Raw genomic sequence first — 20,706 nt, 5'->3', positions numbered from 1 at the left:
CAGCGATATTTCGCTACTTTTTCGAACGCATTACTTCTTTTAAAAATTCCGCTAATACTAACTGACGACGCCAGCGTGTTGGATTACTGCATAATCTATAAAACCACTCTAAATGAATCGCTTGAATCCATTTTGGTGCACGTTTTACTTCTCCAGCCCATACGTCTAAACTTCCACCCACTCCAACAGCCATTTTCGTTTCTAAACGATGCTTATTGTTTTGGATAAAGTTCTCTTGTCTCGGGAAACCGAGTGCAACAAGTAATAAATCTGGTTTTGCTTCTTGAATGCGAGAAATAATATTCTCTTCGTCTTCTTGTTTAAAATAACCATCTTGTGTACCGGCGATGGATACAGCTGAATATGTCTTTGTTAAATGATCTGCTGCAGCTTGTACAACATGCGGCTTTGCACCTAATAAGAAAACAGATACTGGTTTACTATCTTCTGATAACTTCGCAAGTAAATTACACATTAAATCAAAACCTGCTACACGCTCTTTTAAAGGTGTACCAAGCATACCACTTGCCTTTACAACCCCAATACCATCAGGTGTAATTAAATCTGTATTCAATAATGTTTGATAGAACTTTTCATCCTTTTTTGCGCACATAACAATTTCAGGATTTGCTGTTACTACCTGAAACGTATGAGTTCGTTCCGCTTCTAGTTGTTCTTTTAAATATTGGACCGTTTCATCCATTGTCATTGTAGAAAAAGGAACGCCTAGAATATCAACTGTTTGTACTGCCATAGTTAACTATCCTCTCTATCATTACAAGTTTTTCGCTATTAATTGCTTATATGTTTCTTTTGTATCTTCATATAGTTTTTGAAGTGAGAAGTTCATAGTAGCATGCTCATAAATATGTTTACCCATTGCTGCTAATTCTCCCGTTTTCCACTTATCATACGCTTCTTCTAAAGCTAATGCTAATGCCTTTCCATCACCTGTTGGCACAATCCATCCGTAAGTTTCATCTACGATTAATGGCTCAATTTCTCCAGCCCTAGTCACAATTGATGGTACACGTTGGTTTGCCGCTTCTAATAAAACTAGTGGGAACCCTTCACTATGGGAAGTTAATAAATTTACATGTGACGACGCAAATAATTGTTTTACATCTTGACGATGTCCTAAAAACTCTACTTTATCGTTAATCCCTTTTTCAGTAGCTAATGACTTTAGATTTTCTTCTAATGGGCCATCGCCAACTAATAATACTTTAATTTTCTCTAATTTTGTTTGTTGTAACGCATCGAATAAAACTTCATGTCCTTTGACGGGATGTAATCGTGCTACTTGGATTGCCGTAAATACATCTTCATCAATATTGAACATTTCTTTTTTATTATAGCCTTCTGCTTTTTCCTGATCGTATTCAATTCCATTATAAATAACATGCATCTTGTCATTTGAAATGCCTAATGCTGCCAAGCTTTTTTTCAATCTATTTGTTACAACGAAAAATAAGTCTATATTTTTTAAGGCTTTCAAATTTAATTTCGTAAAAATCCAACCTTTTAAGCCCTGTTTAGTAAAGTCTTGAAATGGATCACTATGAATAGTCGTTACCCATTTTGCCTTTATTCTCTTTTTCATTAAAGAAACATAGAAATTAGCCCTAGGACCATGTGTATGAACTACATCAAATTTTTCTTTATTAATAAATTCACTTATATTCTTTAAAATGGATAAATCATAGCGCGATTTTTGTGAAAACACATGGACTTTTATCCCTAACTCCCTTGCTTCCTTCGCAACAATTCCATCTTCAAATACTGCTAATTCTACTTCACCAGTTGGAAACTGATCGAGAAGTGAAATAATATGTGTTTTCCCTCCCCCATCTTCTGCTCCTGCATTCATATGCAATATTCTCATATTTTTTCCTCCTTTAAATCCTCGCTACGTTTCCATCTATTTTTATTTTACTGTACTAAAAAATAAAAGCTAACAAAAGTTAGCTTTTATTTTTATCATTCAATTTCTAGGTCTACTATTAGATAAGCTAACACCACTACAAAGTAAATTCCAACTCCTGGTGCTGTTAAAATATGTCCTGCAATATAAGCAATACCTAACGCTAACAATAAGCTTGCTGAAATCATTCCATATTTTATATTAAATATGTCCTTAAATCTCGTAGCAAATGCTAGTAGAATTCTTAGCCCGTAATAAATAAATGGAATCATTAGTAATACAAAGCCAATAATCCCGAAATCGTAAAACCAATCATGGAAGTCCATTTCAATTAGTTTTGGATCTGGCTGCTTTTGTTCATTGTATTTAAAGTTACCTGCATAACCCATTCCTAATAACTTTTGTGACATTGGCGCTTCTTTAAAGAACTGCTTATGTCTTTCTTCATATACTTGACGTCCACTGAAAATAAGGTTTTCTTGATTTTCTTTCTTTTGCTCTTTCTCAAGTTCTTTCTTAACTTCCTCTTCTATCTTCGCCTTTTCTTCTGGCTTTTCAACTTTATGATGATTTTCTTCTTTTGCTTTAAGTTCTTGTTCTTTTTTCAACTTATCTTTAATTTCTTGTTCTTTTTGGCCTTGCTGAGCCACATTTTGCTCTGATAAATAATTATTATGAATGCCCATATTTTGTGCTAATGGTGTTTGTTTAAACGTCCCAACTACACCAGCTAATAGGACAATAGCAATTACTGCGTTAAGTGCAAGAGATTTTTTGTTCGGATTTTTTCTATTAAATAATAATTGTAGTACAATGATCCCGATTGCTGCTGCCAACGTAGCACCAATTGAGCCCATTCCTACTTTTGTACCAACTTGAATTAATGAGTAAATCATTAAAAGTGATGGAATCCAATATAAAATATGTTTCCAGCTCTTTGTTTTTTGAATAGAATATAGTACCACAATAGGGAAAATAATAGCTAAGATTGAACCTAGTTCATTCCCTGCATAGAACCAACCTCGAGAACCAACCTTCATCCATTCATAACTACCAAAGTCAGTAGATGTTGAAATAGAAATAACCATAATTGCGTTAATGATTAATGTAGAATATACAATACTATTTCGAACCTTATCACTAATATTAACTTTCGTTTTCAATGATTTTAAAGCTAAAATGTATGATCCCAGCATAATATATATATATAATGCTTTCGCAACGAATTTAACTTCTTCACCAAGTACAATAGGATCCTTAACTAGTTTGTTATTAATAAATCCTATCCCTAAAACGCCGGCTAATAATATAAGATAAATTAAAAACTTTCTATTTTCCTTCTCTTTTGCCTGAATTAAAATGTAAATACCACCAACAGCCATAATAAGGAATCTTACTAAAATTCCAACGGTAGCATTTGACTTTAATAAAGTGATGCTAAGAGACGTTAATAAATCTAAAACAGGCTGTAAAATAATAAAAAAGAGCAAAAAATGCTCAAATCTAACCCTAGCTTGATTTGCTAACATTCCAAGACCTCCATACAAAATCTTAACATTATCTTTTAATCATAATTTATTATCGTTAAAACACACCTAGCAATTATAACATAACTCATATTTAAATTGAGAACTTATTTTTATGCCGAAACTAACCAAATCCAGCTTAAGTAGTGCTAGAAAACATTATCCTTTAGCTATTCTTCCCTATCTCTATAAAAACTATCTAACACTCTTCCACTTATTATCAGCATTATAGTAACATTTGTTAATTTATTTATAAGTATATAAAATTTAACAATTACACACAAACACCCACTCGGCTATCCTACAACTAAAGATTAACCTTGCTTCGTTTTCTCCTAAGCATTTTCAAACGCTTTCTTTATGTATTTTATCCGTTTTTATACATGTAACGAAAAGTAATTGTTATTTCCAATACTTTAGTGTATATTTTTTCTCTGGAACATCTTTAAGAGAAAGGGATTAAGGCCATGTTATTAATCGATATATTTACGTTTCTTGGCATTATCGCCGCTGCCATTTCTGGTACATTAGTTGGTTTAAAAAAAGATTTAGATTTATTTGGTGTCCTTTGTTTAGCTGTAGCTACTGCGCTCGGCGGCGGTATTATTCGTGATATCATGATTGGTAACCTGCCCCCTGTCGCATTTGTAAAACCCATTTACTTTTTCGTAAGTGTATTATCAGCATTATTTACTTGTATGTTTTTTGAGCGTATCAATAAACTTCAAGTCGTTATTATGCTTTCTGATGCTGTTGGATTAGGCGTTTTTACAGCTATTGGTGCAAATGCGGCAATGTCACATCATGTTGACGCCTCATTTCTAGTTGTTTCAATGGGAGTCATTACAGGTATTGGAGGCGGTATTTTGCGTGACATTTGTGCTCAAGATATCCCTTACGTATTCCGAAAAGAGATTTACGCAATCGCTTCTATCTTAGGAGCAATTAGCTTCCTAATCACATACGCTATGGGGGCGCACGTATTAGCTTTCTATGTTTGTTTATTAGTAACATTCGTTATTCGTGTCGTCACTGTAATATATAATGTGCATTTCCCTGTTTTCTTTAAAACACATGCTAAAATTAATAAAGGCCATTAAGAGAATTCTATCTAGAATTCTCTTAATTTATATACTATTCAACGAACTAATATAGAGTAATTATATATAAGCATATATAATTACTCTATATTAGTTTTAAAATTGAAAACGTTTTATATACAGGGGGAAGAATGATGCTTGGGGTTTTCAGAAAAAATATTAATAAAACAAATGCCAGTATAATCGAATTAAGTAAGGACCAACAAATAACTTTTAATGTACCTACTAATTCTGAATTGAAAATTCAAATGGATATGCTACATATTTCAAAAGAAGATTTACAAGTTGTAAAAGTACTACAGCCTTTTATTTATGCAGAAATTGATTGGATTACTGAAAAATTCTATGCCAACATTACAAAACAACCTAATTTAATTACTATTATTGAACGTTACAGCTCTATTCCAAAACTAAAACAAACTTTAAAAACACATATTAAAGAATTATTCAGCGGCAATATGCATGAAGATTTCATTGAACAGCGTGTTAGAATCGCCAAAAGACATGTGCAAATTGGTTTACATCGAAAATGGTATACTGCTGCTTATCAAGAATTATTCCGCTCTATCATGAAGATTTTGCAAACAAAAATAACAACAATCGATGATTTTTCCTATTCTATAAATGTCATAAATAAATTATTCACTCTTGAACAAGAACTTGTTCTTGCAGCTTATGAATCTGAATATGAAAGAATGCAAAAAGAGCATGAGAAAGAAAAAGAACTAACTGCTATGACAATTACGCATATTGCAACAGAACTAGCTGCTGTATCTGAAAAGACAAGCTCTTCTATTCAAAAACTAACCGCTAAGTCTGAAACTATTGTAGAGATTGCTAAAACAGGTACATCATTAGCTACAACATCTGAAGAAAAAGCGAATAAAGGGAAAGAACAATTAAACCAGCAAAACAAACGAATGGGATCTATTCAAATGAATATGGAAACGATTATTACAGATACTCATGAACTTCTTGATATTTCTAACAAAATTAACGAAATCATAGATATCGTTAAATCAATCGCGGAGCAAACAAATTTACTCGCACTAAATGCTGCTATCGAGTCTGCACGTGCTGGAGAATTTGGGAAGGGGTTTTCTGTTGTTGCTGGTGAAATCCGAAAATTATCAGAGCAAACGAAAGAATCTATCTTTAACGTTACAAAGCTCGTCGAAAAAACAAATGAACAAATTATCCGTGTCTCGTCTTCCGTAAAACAAATTAGCTCTCTCGTATCAGAAGGAACGGATAGTATGTCGGCAACAGATCGATACTTCCAAGAAATTGTAAAAGATATGTCTAACTCAAAAGAACAGAATAAGAAAATTGAACATGAGCTACAAGCTATTTCACAAGTAATGAAAGGAATTCAAGATGATTCCTCACAAATGGCTCTAACAGCCGATAATTTACAACTAGAACTAAATCGATAAGATAAAGTGAAACTTTAATCAGCCCTCAACAATCGGGCTTTTACAGGCAGTCCGGAAAATAGCGGAATAAAATTCAGGTCCGGCATACTTTCCATTTTGCACTGACTACTAAATTTCATCTTCCATCAAAAAAAGAATCCAGAATGGATTCTTTTTATTTTCTGAAAAATATTTTTTGACAATACACATAACTCATATAAACACCAAAGCTCTGCAAAATAAACAATGCCGGCATAATTACATTGTAATATGCCATATCTACTTGGAAAAGCCTTAACAATACGTAGCCACTAATTAAAAATAAGAACAACATATATCCTTCATTTTGTTGTTTCTTAATAAGGAAGTGCAATAGAGCTATAGTCATAAACAGTGTTACGGCTATATATATCAGTTTTTCACATTTGAAAAGAATAGAATTTATCCCCTCATCTGAAAACTGATTTATCATCGGTTCTAAAAGTTTAAATCTTTCTCCCTCAATCTCTTTTAACTTTTGATCAATATGCTCTGTTACACTTTGATTTTTCGATATTTTTTCCTCGTGTTTCGTTTTTCCAATTAAGACAGATTGAACATACGTCTCATTCGAAATCGTATATTGTGACAATCCCATTGCCTTAATTCCATAATTCACACCAAAATGAGTACTATAAAATAGAATAAGTATCCCTACCATCTTTAGTAACACTTTTTGTTTCGTTGCTGATTGAGACACTTCAATTAATAATACATATACAGTGATAAAAATAGGAAGAAATAATCCTATCGGGAAAATCATATTACTAAATGCAAATAAAACCGCTGAAAACACCCACATATAAGGATGATCTAACCCTTTATATAAAAGTATGTAACAAGCAAAATAAAATAAAAATATTGCAAGTGACTCAGGAGTTAATACGGAACTCAGCAATATATTTGGAATATACAGAGCATAAAATATAGAAGCAATACGACCGCATTCTTCTCCAAAAACCATTGCCGCAATACGATAAATAAAAAATGCGGTTCCTGCGCAAAATAACACATTAAATAGTTGTAAAGCGAATAATGTATCACCGAATATACGAATGATTACTGACTCATATATAATAAAAGGCAAATGAGTTACAGTCCCTATATTATTACCAATTGCAATCTGCTTTGCAGACTCATACATCACTTTCATATCACCAATTATTGGAGCATCTACAAATAACAGCATACTAAGCCTCACAACTATAGATATACTTATAAGAAAAATAAGAAATTGTTTATCTGTAAAACGATATTGTAGAATTGATGCCACTAACAAAATAAGTATGACGAAAATTGCCAATATGATTGTTACACTTGTTGTACTTCCTCCAAAGAATTGCTTACTTGTCTCAAATGCTACCCAACAACTATAAACGAAAAATGCGAGCATCGCACCGATCGTAATTTTATTGAAGAAAGATGAAAAATTTGTTTGTATATGATTCATATGTCCATTGCACCTCTATTTCCATTCATAACAAAATGATTCTATCATGAATGGGTACACGGCTGATAGGGAATTTCTATGACGAATACATAGTCATTACTTTTTACTTGCAATGTAAGCGAATCCTCTTTTACACTACATTTTAGATAAAATAAATTTTCTTTCAGTTACATGAATACAAATACAGAAGTTTAAATAATCCTCTTTTGGAATACACTTTACTTCATTAAATACCTAATATGAGTACTCCACTTACACATATTATTCTGATTGAAAACAGACTATAGGGGCTGAATATATGGAAAAGAAATTCATGCGAGAATCTAAAGCAATTAAGACAACACGTGTTTTTCCTAACGATTTAAATAATCACCAAACACTTTTTGGAGGGAAATTATTAGCAGAAATTGATAGTATTGCTTCAATTGCGGCTGCAAGACATAGTCGTAAACATTGCGTAACAGCATCTATTGATTCAGTTGATTTTTTAACCCCAATTCACCAAGCTGATTCTGTTTGTTATGAAGCATTTGTGTGTTATACAGGGAAATCTTCAATGGAAGTTTTCGTAAAAGTAATCGCAGAAAATTTATTAGCAGGCGAGCGTAGAATTGCTGCTACTTGCTTCATTACATTTGTGGCTATAAAAGATGGAAAACCTTCGTCCGTACCACAAGTACTACCTGAAACTCAGGAAGAACATTGGTTACACACAACCGGTTTAGAACGCGCGGAAAACCGAAAAAAGGGGCGTTTAAAAAGTAAAGAGATGGCTGAAGTTTTAACTTTAAGTAAGCCTTGGAATATTTAACATAATCTTCTCATCATACATGCACAGGTCCTTCCTTGCATGTATTTTTTATTATAAAAAATACTATCGCTTGCTTCATCATAATGCGGAATGGATAGCGCTTCATTAAAAGATATATAAATAATAGTATTGGATATAAAGCAACTTGTAGGCGTAAGTACAATGCTAAAAAGTAGAAAATGTTTCGTTTTATGAGTATCAGCTAATTTTAAGCTCCAATATAATAATCCCAATGAAAAGAATAGAAACTGTCCTTCTGTTAAATTTTCCACAACAATCTCTGGAGGATACACCGCTAATAAGAAAGCACCTATTAATCCTGCAGCGGGATTCAATAAATAAGTACCAATCTTATAAGTTAGTAAAATAATAAGTACTCCTAATAGGATAATAATTAATTTAGCTACAAAAAGGCCTTTATTACCATTTCCAAAAAAGTAAAATACAGTAACTAAAAACACTGGAAAACCTGGCATAATATGAATAGGTGGTTTATCAAGCTCATGATATATTAACATTCCTGTTTCCAATAAAATAGTTTCCATTTTTTGATAACCTATATCATCGCTAGCTAGAGTCAAATCTGCACCATGTGTTTGTAAAGTTGCAAAACGAAGCGCAAATCGCCTTAACATTTCATATTTCCCCTTAAAATACATAATTTTCAAATTTTATTTATATATTTTCACAAGAAAATATATTCTATTATTGTACTTTGTATACAAAGTACAATAATAGAAAGTTGATTTACAAAGTTTATATGCGTTAAACTGATACAGATGTTCTTGTAATCTTCTTCCTTTCAAAAGGCTTGTATATATGGTGCAAGACATAAAAAATTTGAGGAGATAAAAATTCTATGATGGAACAAAAACAACTTGTTTCTGTTGTCATACCTCTGTATAACACAGAAAAATATATTGAAGACACAATGCAGTCAATACTGGATCAAACATATAAAAACATTGAAATTGTAATTGTAGATGATGGAAGTAAAGATCAATCACCTTCTATCGTAAAAAATCTTGCAGAAAAATATCCGGGGCAAGTAAAATACGTTCACCAAAAAAACCAAGGCGTTTCAGTAGCTCGTAATACAGGGATTGAAAATGCTAGCGGGGAATACGTCGCTTTCCTTGATAGTGATGACTTATGGCATCCAACTAAAATTGAGAAACAAATCGAGAGTATGCATAAAAACAACATGGATGCGTGCTATTGTGGTTATATGAATTTCTACGAAGAAACAGGCGAAAAGGTTGAGCATACAACAAACTTTATTAAAGGTGATATGGCAAAAGCATTCTTAACACACCAAGTTGTTGCTCAAACAAGTACTTGGATTTTCAAACGCTCTATCGCAATGAATCATAATATCCGTTTTACACCAGGATGTAGCTGGGGAGAAGACTTGGAGTTTTTATTTAAACTAATGAGTGTGACAAATGTATGCTATGTCGATGAATATTTAACATATTATAGAATCTTATCCGAAGGAAATCTTTCTTCTAAATATAAAGATTACGAATTAAAAACAACTAAAGAACTGGAAATATTCAATCGTATGAAAGACTGGGTACATAATAAATCTCAAGACTTCATTACGAAAGACCCTCAGTCACTTATTGAGATTCTTGAGACTTATTTATTCCCTTATACGGTTATCAATAATGCTTGTATATACATTAAAGAAAACACTCAATTAAATAATGCCCAAGTTCAATTAATCAAAAAAGATATAAAGAAATATTGCCGTAAAATCTATTCAAAAAACGGAAAGCGTAGTAAAAAACTATATGCAATGCTTTGGTTTGTACGAATTAAATTTCTGTTTTCTTAAACTGAAAATATAGTACTCATCTCTCTTTCCATAAACAAATCAAATTTACAAATAGGACAAACGAAAAAGGTCCTAAAGAATAGAAAGGTTTTTTCTCATGAAAACAAATAAGATTCTTAAAAATGCCTCCTACCTATTTGTAGGAAATATTACTGTTCGATTTGTACTTGCTATCGCGACGATTCTCTTCGCAAGATACGTTTCTCCTGGTGAGTATGGGATGTTTACAACTGCATTAGCAGTTTCCGCTGTTATTTGTTATTTCACAGATGCAGGTTTGACACATACGTTTATGCGTGAAGGAACGAGAAAGGATGCAAATATTAGCGTACTAATCAGTAGTTATTTACGCATTCGTTTCGTATTAGCTGTCGTAATTTCTGTACTCTTCGCTATTTTTGCTCAGTTCTTCTATACAGATGCCTACTTACGCGCCATGGTATATTGGGTTGTACTACCAACAATGTTTGGAGCAACTTTACAAGGTGTCGGGATGGCTTACTTCCAAGTAACAGAACGTATGCAATTTACAGCCATTATTTCTGTAATACAAGGTGTAACAGCCGCAGCTGCTCTTCTACTAGGAATGTCATTTAAATGGTCACTTATGATGGTCGCTGCCATGTACGGAATATCCAGTCTTGTAACAGGTGTCATCGCCTTTATAATGGTAATTCGCCATACGACAGTTCATAAGGGCTGGGACAAAGGGATTTTAGATCAACTGCTGATTTTCACAATCAATGGCATTATCATTATGCTCTTGCCACAGTTAGGGCCTATTATATTAGAAAAAGTTTCAACGTACGAGCAAGTTGGATTCTTTGGAGCTGCTTCTAAAATACCCGCTGTACTTTATCAAATACCCGGTGTAATTGCAGCAGCCTTTTATCCAAAGTTATTTTCTTTTGGAAATGAAAAAAATATTGATGAACATAGAAAACTATCTCTGTTTGAATTAAAGCTTATGTCTTTCTTAGGAATGGGGATTTCTATCCCATTCATCGCTAATCCAAGATTTTGGATTGTTACTTTATTAGGTGAAGAGTATGCCCCAGCTGGTGACGCTCTTGCAATTTTAGCCTTTATGGTCATTTTACAATCTATCAACTACCCACTTGCTGATAATTTAACGACAATTGGTCAACAGTGGAAGCGTGCGACAACGATGGGGATTGGGTTAGCTGTTGCTGTCATAAGTTACATCGTATTAGGTAGCCAATTTGGAATGATGGGAGCAGCTGTAGCTGCTATCCTTACCGAGATTACATTATTAATCGGCTTTACTTTATTCGCTCGTAAAGGCTTTACATTACTATTCAAAGGAACAATATTCAATGCACTAGCATTTATAATCAGTTACGCTCTATATCGTACTGTGTTAATTAACTTACCACCACTAGTAGCTTTAACACTTACTGGTATATTGTACGGCATTATCGGTCTTGCAATTGACCCACAAATACGCAGGTTACTTTTAGGGTTTGTGAATAAAAAGCTAGGCAGATAAACAACAACGAAGCAAGTTTCTCTTCCAAATTATGAGGAGAAACTTGCTTTGTTTACTTATATACATTTTTTGAAATGATAGCATTATATCGAAGAATTTAGTATCATGATTCAAGACACTATTTAGAATTGAACGGAGGACATTATGAGCTTATTAACTGTTGAAAAATTAGGCCATACATTTGGTGATCGTACATTATTTAAAGATGTATCCATGCGCTTACTCGCAGGAGAACATGTTGGATTAGTTGGAGCAAACGGTGTTGGTAAATCAACATTTATGAATATAATTACTGGTGAACTTATCCATGATGAAGGCCGTGTCGAATGGACACCTGGCACAAATTATGGTTACTTAGACCAACATACAATTTTAACACCTGGCCGTACAATTCGTGACGTATTAGCAGATGCATTTTTACCTTTATTTAAAAAAGAAAAAGCTTTAAATGAAGTTACAGAAAAAATGGGAACTGCTACACCTGAAGAATTAGAAGAACTTCTTGAGCAAATGGCGGAAATACAAGATGCTCTTGAAGCAGGCGGTTTCTATTTATTAGATATGAAAATTGAGGAAGCAGCGCGCGGTCTTGGAATTGACGCAATTGGTTTAGATCGTGATGTTGCTGCATTAAGTGGTGGACAACGTACAAAAGTATTACTTGCAAAGTTACTACTTGAGCAACCAGAAGTATTACTATTAGATGAGCCTACCAACTATTTAGACGTTGAACATATTCATTGGTTAACAAATTATTTAAAAGAATATCCACACGCATTCCTATTAATTTCCCATGATACGGAATTTATGAATAAATGTGTCGATGTTATTTTCCATCTAGAATTTACAAAGATGACGCGTTATACAGCGACATATGAAAAATTCCTAGAGCTAGCGGAAATTAATAAAAACCAACATATTAATGCTTATGAAAAACAAAAAGAATTTATAAAAAAACAAGAAGATTTTATTGCGAAGAATAAAGCGCGCTACTCAACGACAGGTCGTGCAAAAAGTCGTCAAAAACAACTCGATCGTATGGAACGTATCGATCGTCCTGAGACGGCGATTAAACCTGAATTCTCGTTTAAAGAAAGTCGCGCAAGTAGCCGATTCGTCTTTGAAGGAGAAAATGTAGAAATTGGATATACACACCCGTTATTACCAAAACTAACAATGACAATTGAACGCGGTGAAAAAATTGCAATCGTCGGATGTAATGGCGTAGGTAAGTCTACACTATTAAAGACGATTTTAGGTAAAATCAAACCCTTAAGCGGAAAAACAAGCCTTGGTGATTTCTTAAACCCATCATACTTCGAACAAGAAGTGAAAGCTGATAATATAACACCGATTGATGATGTTTGGAACACGTTCCCTAGCCTAGACCAACATCAAATACGTGCAATGTTGGCAAAGTGCGGTTTAAAAAACGAACATATTTCTCGTCCTCTAAGCCAATTAAGTGGTGGCGAACAAGCGAAAGTCCGTTTATGTAAGCTAATGGGGGAAGAGAGCAACTGGTTACTATTTGACGAGCCAACAAATCACCTTGATGTTACAGCAAAAGAAGAATTGAAGAAAGCGATGAGAGCTTACAAAGGAACAATTCTTTTAGTGTGTCATGAACCAGACTTTTATGAAGATTGGATAACAAAAGTTTGGAATGTTGAAGAATGGTCGCAACACAATTCATAACTTTCCACTACATTTTTCTTACATATTAATTTCTATGTAAGAAAAATGTATTTTTATATTCCGTCCTAATAAAAATATAAAATACATCTCCTATATAGCCCCGGGCGTATTTTGATAAGTAAACTAATCATGGTATTCTTTTAGGTGATACTCTACATACCAAGAATAGAATATTCTCAACTACTAAAATATAATTGATTTGAAGGAGTGTATAAATTTAATGCCGATTACAGCATTTAATAGAATCAATTCTTTTTTGACTAAATCTTTATTAATACTATGTCTCATTATCTTGTCATGGATTACGTGGGAATCATATCTCACAATTAGCGATAAACTAGACATTCCAAATTCAGTAAGTCTTCCTATTATGATTGGAATTGGGCTCGTTTTTCTTATAGTAGCGTGCTTAATAAATAAATATATGTCATCGCTAACATTCGTGATTTCACTTACTTTATTAGCTTTTATCGTTCGCTTAATTTGGATTCTACAAATACCAAGCGTACCTTTATCAGATTTTGCAATAATGTATAATAGCGCTATTCAAGCTGCCCACGGTGATTTTAGTTTTACAAATACTACATATTTCACTTCGTGGGTGTATCAACTTGGATTTACGATGTATGAAGCGCTCATTATAAAGATTTTTGGAGAAGGAATATTCGCTTTACAATTTTTAAATGTCCTATTTTGTACGGGAACTACAATATTTGTTTATAAAATCACTGCGAAAACATTTAATGAATGGTCCGGACGTATCGCTGGATTGATGTATGCATTATATATTCCAAGTATTATGCTAAGTTCTGTGTTAACAAATCAACATCTAGCTACTTTCTTCTTTTACTTTGGATTTTATTTATTAGTAACTAAAGGATTGCAAAGTGAATACATGTGGATTTTTATTGGTATCTTATTATCTTTAGGGGACATTATGCGACCACTTGGTATGTTAATTTTAATTGCTGTCGCTATTTACATCTTCCTACATGGAATGCTGGGGAAACCTAAAAAAATCATTTTCAATTCTTTTAAGAAATTATGTGGGATTTTTATTGTTTTCTACTTAGTTCACTACATGATAAGCTTTGCATTTATCTCCTCTGGAATTACACAATATCCATTATCGAATCGCGATCCTCTTTGGAAATTTGTAGTCGGTCTTAACCATGAAACAAAGGGTGGGTATTCCCATGAAGACGCAAGCCATATTATGTCTCTAGAGGTTGGCGAAGAACGCACTTTAGAAGAAAAGAAAATTATTAAAGAACGATTAGCTGACAAGGACAAGGTTATATCATTATTTGAAGAGAAGTTTGCACTTATGTGGGGTGATACCGATTCTTCACCATCATGGAGCTTATATACATCTAACTTTGAAATTCTGGATGGGATGCAAGATTTAAAAGAGAATGCTATTCTATATGAGCGCTATATGTATACAGCTGCGATGTTCTTCGGAATAATAGCGATTCTTTACCTTATAGTAACAAAACAAGACAATCTTCATTACACATTATTCTTACTACTAATTGTTGGATATGTATTAATTCATCTATTAATTGAATACCAAACTAGATACAGGTATTTCATAATACCAAGTTTCAGCATAATACAAAGTTATGGGATATACGTATGTTTTCAATACGTTCGAAAATTCAAAAGAAATTAAGTGCAAAGTACCTCCTTTTCAACCTTGGAGATACTTTCTTATAAATAAATAATATGAAGTTCAAAAATATGTTATACTATCTACTGGTATCTTTTTTCCTATACCACCTAAATTTATATATTTTATAAAAATGAGGATAATATTATGGAGAAACTCTTAAAGTTTGGTTTAGTAGGAATCTTTAATACGCTCATTACAATTATTAGCTTTTGGATATTATTAAAATTTGGGATGAACTACCTTATTGCGAATACCATTGCCTATTTAATTGGTGTTGCCAATAGCTACTATTGGAATAAAAATTGGGTGTTTAAACCTAATAATAAAAGCACGTCAATGTTCTTTAAATTTCTAACTGTAAATTTAATTGTATTGGCTTTTAATACATTATGTTTATTTATATTAGTAGATAAACTTGCCTTTAATGCGCTAATTGCACAGATTTTCGCAATTGGTGTCGGAATGGTTATCAATTTTGTCCTTAATAAAATTTGGACATTCAACCAAACTGAAAAGGCTACTAATTAAACTTAAACAACTTATTAAAACTACGGAGGATATAACATGCAAAAATTAATTTCGGTTGTAGTTCCTATGTACTTCGAGGAAGAAGTAGCGCAGGAATGTTATAACCGTTTAAAGTCCGTTATGCTTCAAAATGATATTAATTACGAGTTTGTCTTTGTAAACGACGGTAGCACAGACCGTACAATGGAAATCTTATCTGAGATTGCATCAAATGATTACCGTACAAAAATCGTTAATTTCGCGCGTAACTTTGGACATCAAGTAGCCGTTACAGCTGGTATTGCTGCTGCAAAAGGTGATGCTATTGTAATTATAGATGCAGACTTACAAGATCCACCTGAAGTTATTCCTGAACTTATTGCAAAATGGGAAGAAGGATATGAAGTTGTTTATGCAAAACGTAAACAACGTAAAGGTGAAACTTGGTTTAAACTTTTAACAGCTAAGTATTTCTATAAATTCTTAAATTACATGTCCGATATCGATATCCCAAAAGATACTGGTGATTTCCGAATCATCGATCGTAAAGTAGCTGATGTTTTCAATCAAATGACTGAGCGCAATCGTTTCATTCGTGGGATGATGTCTTGGGTTGGCTTCCGCCAAACGTATGTTGAATATGAACGTGACGAGCGCTTTGCTGGTGAAACAAAATACCCATTGAAGAAAATGATTAAATTTGCATCTGATGGCATTATTGCGTTTTCAACAAAACCATTACGTATAGTTATGACTTTAGGCTTATTATCAGTTCTCATTTCAATAATTGTCTTAGTATATACAATTACTGTGAAAATTATTGGCTCTGGTACGCAAACAGGTTGGGCATCTATTATGGTCGCTATTACATTCTTTAGCGGTATTCAGTTACTTGGCCTTGGAATCGTCGGTCAATATATTGCTCGTATTTATGACGAAAGTAAAAACCGTCCAATTTATATCGTGAAAGAAACAATTAACCTTGAAAAAGAAGAGACTGTACAGAAAAAAGAAATAGTGAATATATAATAAAAAGGTAACAATGAAAGCCATCATTGTTACCTTTTTATATTGTAATACTCCATAATCCGCAAGCGAAATTCCTTTAAATTTGGATATACCTCTAAGTTAGATAACATCCCTTGAATGACTGGAATTCTAGGGTTTGACCTCATTTCTGACTCTAAAACATCTAATGTAACAAGCAATTCATCATCTTCTAATTGATCAGCTAATGTTCGCTTAAACACAATGATTTCTTTTAAAAAACGTTCTTTAACTTGCTCCTTAATAAGCTCTGATTTACAAACAAACTCCCCAAGCCCTTCTTCGTGTAGAACAGGTTCTTCCAAAGATTCTATGAGCCCATCTACTAAATGATCTATCCTTTTTAAAATAAATATCGATACATAGGACAAATCAATTTCTAGTGCTTGTAAAATAATTAATTCTAAATACCCACGGCATATACCTTCTACCATAATTACTAAATCCAATAAATATGGCATAACCTTTTCACCATAAATGGACAATAAACTATTCCGATAAAATGCATGAGACTCTAACTTCATCCGCATCATAAATTCTTCCACTTCTTTATTAAACGGAATGGCATTTTCTCTTGCATGCATAATAATAAACTCTTTATGTTTTTGCACATCAGTAAACTGAAAGTATAATTGCTTTTCAAATTTTTCACGTGGTAGTAAAGACTCTTTTTCAATATCCAGCATTTTCTTTTGGATTTTTTCATAATAATATCGAAGCGTCGCTAATAAAAGCTCATCTTTCGATTTAAAGTACAAATAAAAAGCTCCCTTTGAAATACCACAAGTGGTGACGATTTCTTGTACCGACGTTGCATTTACACCCTTAGTCGCAAATAACTTCATAGCCGCTTCTATAATTAAACGCTCTTTTTCTTTCATATCTTCTCTCCTAAATTTAATCTCGCATCTTATTATAAATGTATTATACCATCTCTTTTTATTGACGATTGACCAACTGGTCAGTTATATTATGTATTAGACTGACCAGTTGGTCAATACAATATAAAGGGAGCGCAAACATGAACAAAATCATCAATTTCTCGTTAAAAAATAAGTTCGCAGTTTGGCTACTAACCATTATTGTTACTATTGCAGGGATCTACTCTGGACTCAATATGAAGCTGGAAACAATTCCTGATATTACAACACCGATTGTAACAGTAACTACGGTCTATCCTGGTGCTACACCAGAAGAAGTAGCTGATAAAGTTTCAAAGCCGATGGAAGAACAACTACAAAATTTAAGCGGTGTTAACGTTGTAAGCTCATCATCTTTTCAAAACGCATCTTCTATTCAAGTAGAATACGATTTTGATAAAAATATGGAAAAAGCAGAAACAGAAATTAAAGAAGCTCTCACAAATGTAAAACTCCCAGAAGGTGTTAAAGATCCTAAAGTTTCACGAGTAAACTTCAATGCTTTCCCAGTTATTTCGTTAAGCGTAGCAAGCAAGAATGAATCTTTAGCTACCTTAACTGAAAATGTAGAAAAAAATGTTGTACCAGGATTAAAAGGACTTGATGGTGTTGCATCTGTCCAAATTGCTGGCCAACAAGTAGATGAAGTACAGCTTGTCTTCAAGAAAGATAAAATGAAAGAACTAGGACTAAGTGAAGATACTGTAAAAAATGTGATTAAGGGATCGGATGTATCTTTACCACTTGGCTTATACACATTTAAAGACACGGAAAAATCAGTTGTTGTAGATGGCAATATTACAACGATTAAAGCATTAAAAGAACTTAAAATTCCAGCTATACCTTCCTCACCTAACGGTCAAGGTAGTCAAAATGCTGGCGCTGGTGCACAAACGCCGCAAATGAATCCAGCTGCTATGAACGGGATTCCAACAGTTACATTAGACGAAATTGCTGACATTAAAGAAGTTGGGAAAGCAGAATCCATTTCTCGAACAAATGGAAAAGAAGCAATTGGAATTCAAATTGTGAAGGCCTCCGATGCAAATACAGTTGATGTTGTAAATGCAGTAAAAGATAAAGTAAAAGATCTTGAGAAAAAATATAAAGATTTAGAGATCATTTCAACATTCGACCAAGGTGCACCTATTGAAAAATCAGTTGAAACAATGCTAAGCAAAGCAATTTTCGGTGCTATCTTTGCGATTGTTATTATTATGCTGTTCCTACGAAATATTCGAACAACGTTAATCTCTGTCGTTTCAATACCACTTTCTTTATTAATTGCTGTTTTAGTCATAAAGCAAATGGATATTACGCTTAACATTATGACACTTGGAGCAATGACCGTTGCTATAGGCCGCGTTGTCGATGACTCAATTGTTGTTATTGAAAATATTTACCGACGTATGTCGTTATCAGAAGAGAAATTGCGCGGAAAAGATTTAATTCGTGAAGCTACGAAAGAAATGTTTATCCCAATTATGTCTTCTACCATTGTAACAATTGCTGTATTTTTACCACTTGGACTAGTAAAAGGTATGATTGGTGAAATGTTCTTACCATTTGCCTTAACTATCGTCTTCGCTTTATTAGCATCATTACTAGTAGCTGTTACAATCGTACCGATGCTAGCTCACTCTTTATTTAAGAAAGAGAGTATGAGGGAAAAAGAAGTACATCATGAAGAAAAACCAAGTAAATTAGCAAATGGTTATAAACGCATACTTGCATGGGCTTTAAATCACAAAATTATTACATCAAGTATCGCTGTCCTTCTATTGGTTGGTAGTCTTGCACTTGTACCAGTTATCGGTGTAAGTTTCTTACCTTCTGAAGAAGAAAAAATGATTATTGCAACATATAATCCTGAACCAGGTCAAACGTTAGAAGACGTTGAAAAAATTGCAACAAAAGCTGAGAAGCACTTCCAAGATAATAAAGACGTCAAAACAATTCAGTTCTCATTAGGTGGAGAGAATCCAATGAGTCCTGGTCAATCAAACCAAGCAATGTTCTTCGTGCAATATGATAACGACACGAAAAACTTTGAAAAAGAGAAAGAACAAGTCGTTAAAGATTTACAGAAGATGTCTGGCAAAGGCGAATGGAAAAACCAAGACTTCGGAGCAAGTGGCGGTAGTAATGAAATTAAACTATACGTTTACGGAGATAGCTCAGAAGACATTAAGCCTGTCGTAAAAGATATTCAAAATATCATGAAGAAAAATAAAGACTTAAAAGATATAGATTCTAGTATTGCAAAAACATATGCAGAGTACACTTTAGTCGCAGATCAAGAAAAGCTAAGTAAAATGGGCTTAACGGCTGCTCAAATTGGAATGGGACTTTCTAATCAACATGATCGCCCTGTTCTGACAACAATTAAAAAAGACGGTAAAGATATCAATGTATATGTAGAAGCTGAAAAACAAAATTATGAAACAATCGATGACTTAACAAATCGCAAAATTACAACACCACTTGGTAATGAAGTAGCTGTGAAAGATGTTATGACTGTAAAAGAAGGTGAAACATCGAATACAGTAACACACCGAGATGGACGTGTTTATGCAGAGGTTAGTGCAAAACTAACATCTGATGACGTTTCAAAAGCATCTGCTGCAGTCCAAAAAGAAGTAGATAAAATGGATCTTCCTTCCGGTGTAGATGTTTCTATGGGCGGTGTTACTAAAGATATTGAAGAATCATTCAAACAACTGGGCTTAGCGATGTTAGCTGCGATTGCCATTGTATACTTCGTTCTTGTCGTTACATTTGGCGGTGCTCTTGCACCATTCGCAATTTTATTCTCGCTACCATTCACAATTATTGGGGCTCTTGTTGCCTTATTAATCTCTGGTGAAACATTAAGTGTATCTGCAATGATTGGTGCGCTTATGTTAATCGGTATCGTTGTAACAAACGCAATCGTGCTTATCGACCGCGTTATTCATAAAGAAAATGAAGGTCTATCAACACGTGAAGCTTTATTAGAAGCTGGTGCAACACGCCTTCGTCCAATTTTAATGACTGCAATTGCAACAATCGGTGCTCTTATCCCGCTTGCATTAGGATTTGAAGGTAGTGGCTTAATTTCTAAAGGACTTGGTGTAACAGTAATTGGTGGATTAACAAGTTCAACGTTATTAACACTTCTTATTGTTCCAATCGTTTATGAAGTATTAAGCAAGTTCAAAAAGAAAAAAGCAAAATAACAAAAAAATAACCTCGCTAACTGCGA

15 protein-coding genes and 2 pseudogenes are annotated in these 20,706 nt (G+C 33.5%); 11 read left to right on the top strand and 6 right to left on the bottom strand.

The features are described from left to right. Positions 1 to 13: 13 nt before the first annotated feature. The 3 genes from MRP26_RS12275 to MRP26_RS12265 all read right to left on the bottom strand — a co-directional run bounded on the left by MRP26_RS12275 (position 14) and on the right by MRP26_RS12265 (position 3,453). Positions 14 to 754: a WecB/TagA/CpsF family glycosyltransferase gene (locus MRP26_RS12275; RefSeq protein ID WP_000290751.1), complete on the bottom strand. Its 741-nt coding sequence runs from the start codon at positions 752 to 754 to the stop codon at positions 14 to 16. 21 nt (positions 755 to 775) lie between these two features. Further along, on the bottom strand, positions 776 to 1,885 hold the full coding sequence (locus MRP26_RS12270; RefSeq protein ID WP_053563282.1) for a glycosyltransferase family 4 protein: 1,110 nt from the start codon (positions 1,883 to 1,885) through the stop codon (positions 776 to 778). Between the two features lie 95 nt (positions 1,886 to 1,980). After that, positions 1,981 to 3,453: an O-antigen ligase family protein gene (locus MRP26_RS12265; RefSeq protein ID WP_053563281.1), complete on the bottom strand. Its 1,473-nt coding sequence runs from the start codon at positions 3,451 to 3,453 to the stop codon at positions 1,981 to 1,983. Between the two features lie 464 nt (positions 3,454 to 3,917). Between MRP26_RS12265 and MRP26_RS12260 the strand changes: the two genes are divergently transcribed. The 3 genes and pseudogenes from MRP26_RS12260 to MRP26_RS31040 all read left to right on the top strand — a co-directional run bounded on the left by MRP26_RS12260 (position 3,918) and on the right by MRP26_RS31040 (position 5,986). Then, positions 3,918 to 4,550: a trimeric intracellular cation channel family protein gene (locus MRP26_RS12260; RefSeq protein WP_000924377.1), complete on the top strand. Its 633-nt coding sequence runs from the start codon at positions 3,918 to 3,920 to the stop codon at positions 4,548 to 4,550. 131 nt (positions 4,551 to 4,681) lie between these two features. Beyond that, a pseudogene (locus MRP26_RS31045) lies at positions 4,682 to 5,230 on the top strand (protoglobin family protein); the annotation flags it as partial. 15 nt (positions 5,231 to 5,245) lie between these two features. Further along, complete coding sequence (locus tag MRP26_RS31040) at positions 5,246 to 5,986, top strand: methyl-accepting chemotaxis protein (RefSeq protein ID WP_375852790.1); 741 nt, start codon at positions 5,246 to 5,248, stop codon at positions 5,984 to 5,986. A 154-nt stretch (positions 5,987 to 6,140) separates the two neighbouring features. Here MRP26_RS31040 and MRP26_RS12250 read toward each other — a convergent pair whose 3' ends face one another. Further along, positions 6,141 to 7,454, bottom strand: a complete 1,314-nt coding sequence (locus MRP26_RS12250; RefSeq protein WP_053563280.1) for an ArnT family glycosyltransferase — start codon at positions 7,452 to 7,454, stop codon at positions 6,141 to 6,143. A 298-nt stretch (positions 7,455 to 7,752) separates the two neighbouring features. Here MRP26_RS12250 and MRP26_RS12245 point away from each other — a divergent pair, with 298 nt between their 5' ends. Further along, entirely contained in the window at positions 7,753 to 8,265 is a 513-nt protein-coding gene (locus tag MRP26_RS12245; RefSeq protein WP_000412126.1) for an acyl-CoA thioesterase, read from the top strand. A 61-nt stretch (positions 8,266 to 8,326) separates the two neighbouring features. Here MRP26_RS12245 and MRP26_RS12240 read toward each other — a convergent pair. Continuing rightward, positions 8,327 to 8,924 (bottom strand): annotated as a pseudogene (locus tag MRP26_RS12240) (4-amino-4-deoxy-L-arabinose transferase); the annotation flags it as partial. 200 nt (positions 8,925 to 9,124) lie between these two features. Between MRP26_RS12240 and MRP26_RS12235 the strand changes: the two are divergent. From MRP26_RS12235 to MRP26_RS12210, 6 genes are all read left to right on the top strand, one after another. Beyond that, a complete protein-coding gene (locus tag MRP26_RS12235) occupies positions 9,125 to 10,105 on the top strand; it encodes a glycosyltransferase family 2 protein (protein WP_069356580.1) in 981 nt (326 codons plus the stop codon). A 97-nt stretch (positions 10,106 to 10,202) separates the two neighbouring features. Beyond that, positions 10,203 to 11,615: an oligosaccharide flippase family protein gene (locus tag MRP26_RS12230; protein ID WP_242806171.1), complete on the top strand. Its 1,413-nt coding sequence runs from the start codon at positions 10,203 to 10,205 to the stop codon at positions 11,613 to 11,615. Between the two features lie 144 nt (positions 11,616 to 11,759). After that, positions 11,760 to 13,313 carry an ABC-F family ATP-binding cassette domain-containing protein gene (locus MRP26_RS12225; RefSeq protein WP_000055383.1) on the top strand — a complete coding sequence of 518 codons (1,554 nt, stop codon included), beginning with the start codon at positions 11,760 to 11,762 and terminating at the stop codon, positions 13,311 to 13,313. Positions 13,314 to 13,533: 220 nt separating this feature from the next. Further along, a complete protein-coding gene (locus MRP26_RS12220; protein ID WP_088024720.1) occupies positions 13,534 to 14,988 on the top strand; it encodes a glycosyltransferase family 39 protein in 1,455 nt (484 codons plus the stop codon). Between the two features lie 144 nt (positions 14,989 to 15,132). Next, complete coding sequence (locus MRP26_RS12215) at positions 15,133 to 15,516, top strand: GtrA family protein (RefSeq protein WP_000413280.1); 384 nt, start codon at positions 15,133 to 15,135, stop codon at positions 15,514 to 15,516. A 36-nt stretch (positions 15,517 to 15,552) separates the two neighbouring features. Next, positions 15,553 to 16,524 (top strand): glycosyltransferase family 2 protein, encoded by a 972-nt coding sequence (locus MRP26_RS12210; RefSeq protein ID WP_001170716.1) that lies wholly within the window; start codon positions 15,553 to 15,555, stop codon positions 16,522 to 16,524. Positions 16,525 to 16,553: 29 nt separating this feature from the next. Here MRP26_RS12210 and MRP26_RS12205 read toward each other — a convergent pair whose 3' ends face one another. Then, positions 16,554 to 17,423 (bottom strand): TetR/AcrR family transcriptional regulator, encoded by an 870-nt coding sequence (locus MRP26_RS12205; protein WP_069356582.1) that lies wholly within the window; start codon positions 17,421 to 17,423, stop codon positions 16,554 to 16,556. Positions 17,424 to 17,563: 140 nt separating this feature from the next. Here MRP26_RS12205 and MRP26_RS12200 point away from each other — a divergent pair, with 140 nt between their 5' ends. Then, positions 17,564 to 20,680 carry an efflux RND transporter permease subunit gene (locus MRP26_RS12200; protein ID WP_078400648.1) on the top strand — a complete coding sequence of 1,039 codons (3,117 nt, stop codon included), beginning with the start codon at positions 17,564 to 17,566 and terminating at the stop codon, positions 20,678 to 20,680. Positions 20,681 to 20,706 lie beyond the last annotated feature (26 nt).

Source organism: Bacillus sp. CCB-MMP212 (genome assembly GCF_022748145.1).
GTDB lineage: Bacteria > Bacillota > Bacilli > Bacillales > Bacillaceae_G > Bacillus_A > Bacillus_A cereus.
The sequence above is the reverse complement of the archived record's forward strand: the minus strand, read 5'-3'. Positions and strand labels throughout refer to the sequence as shown.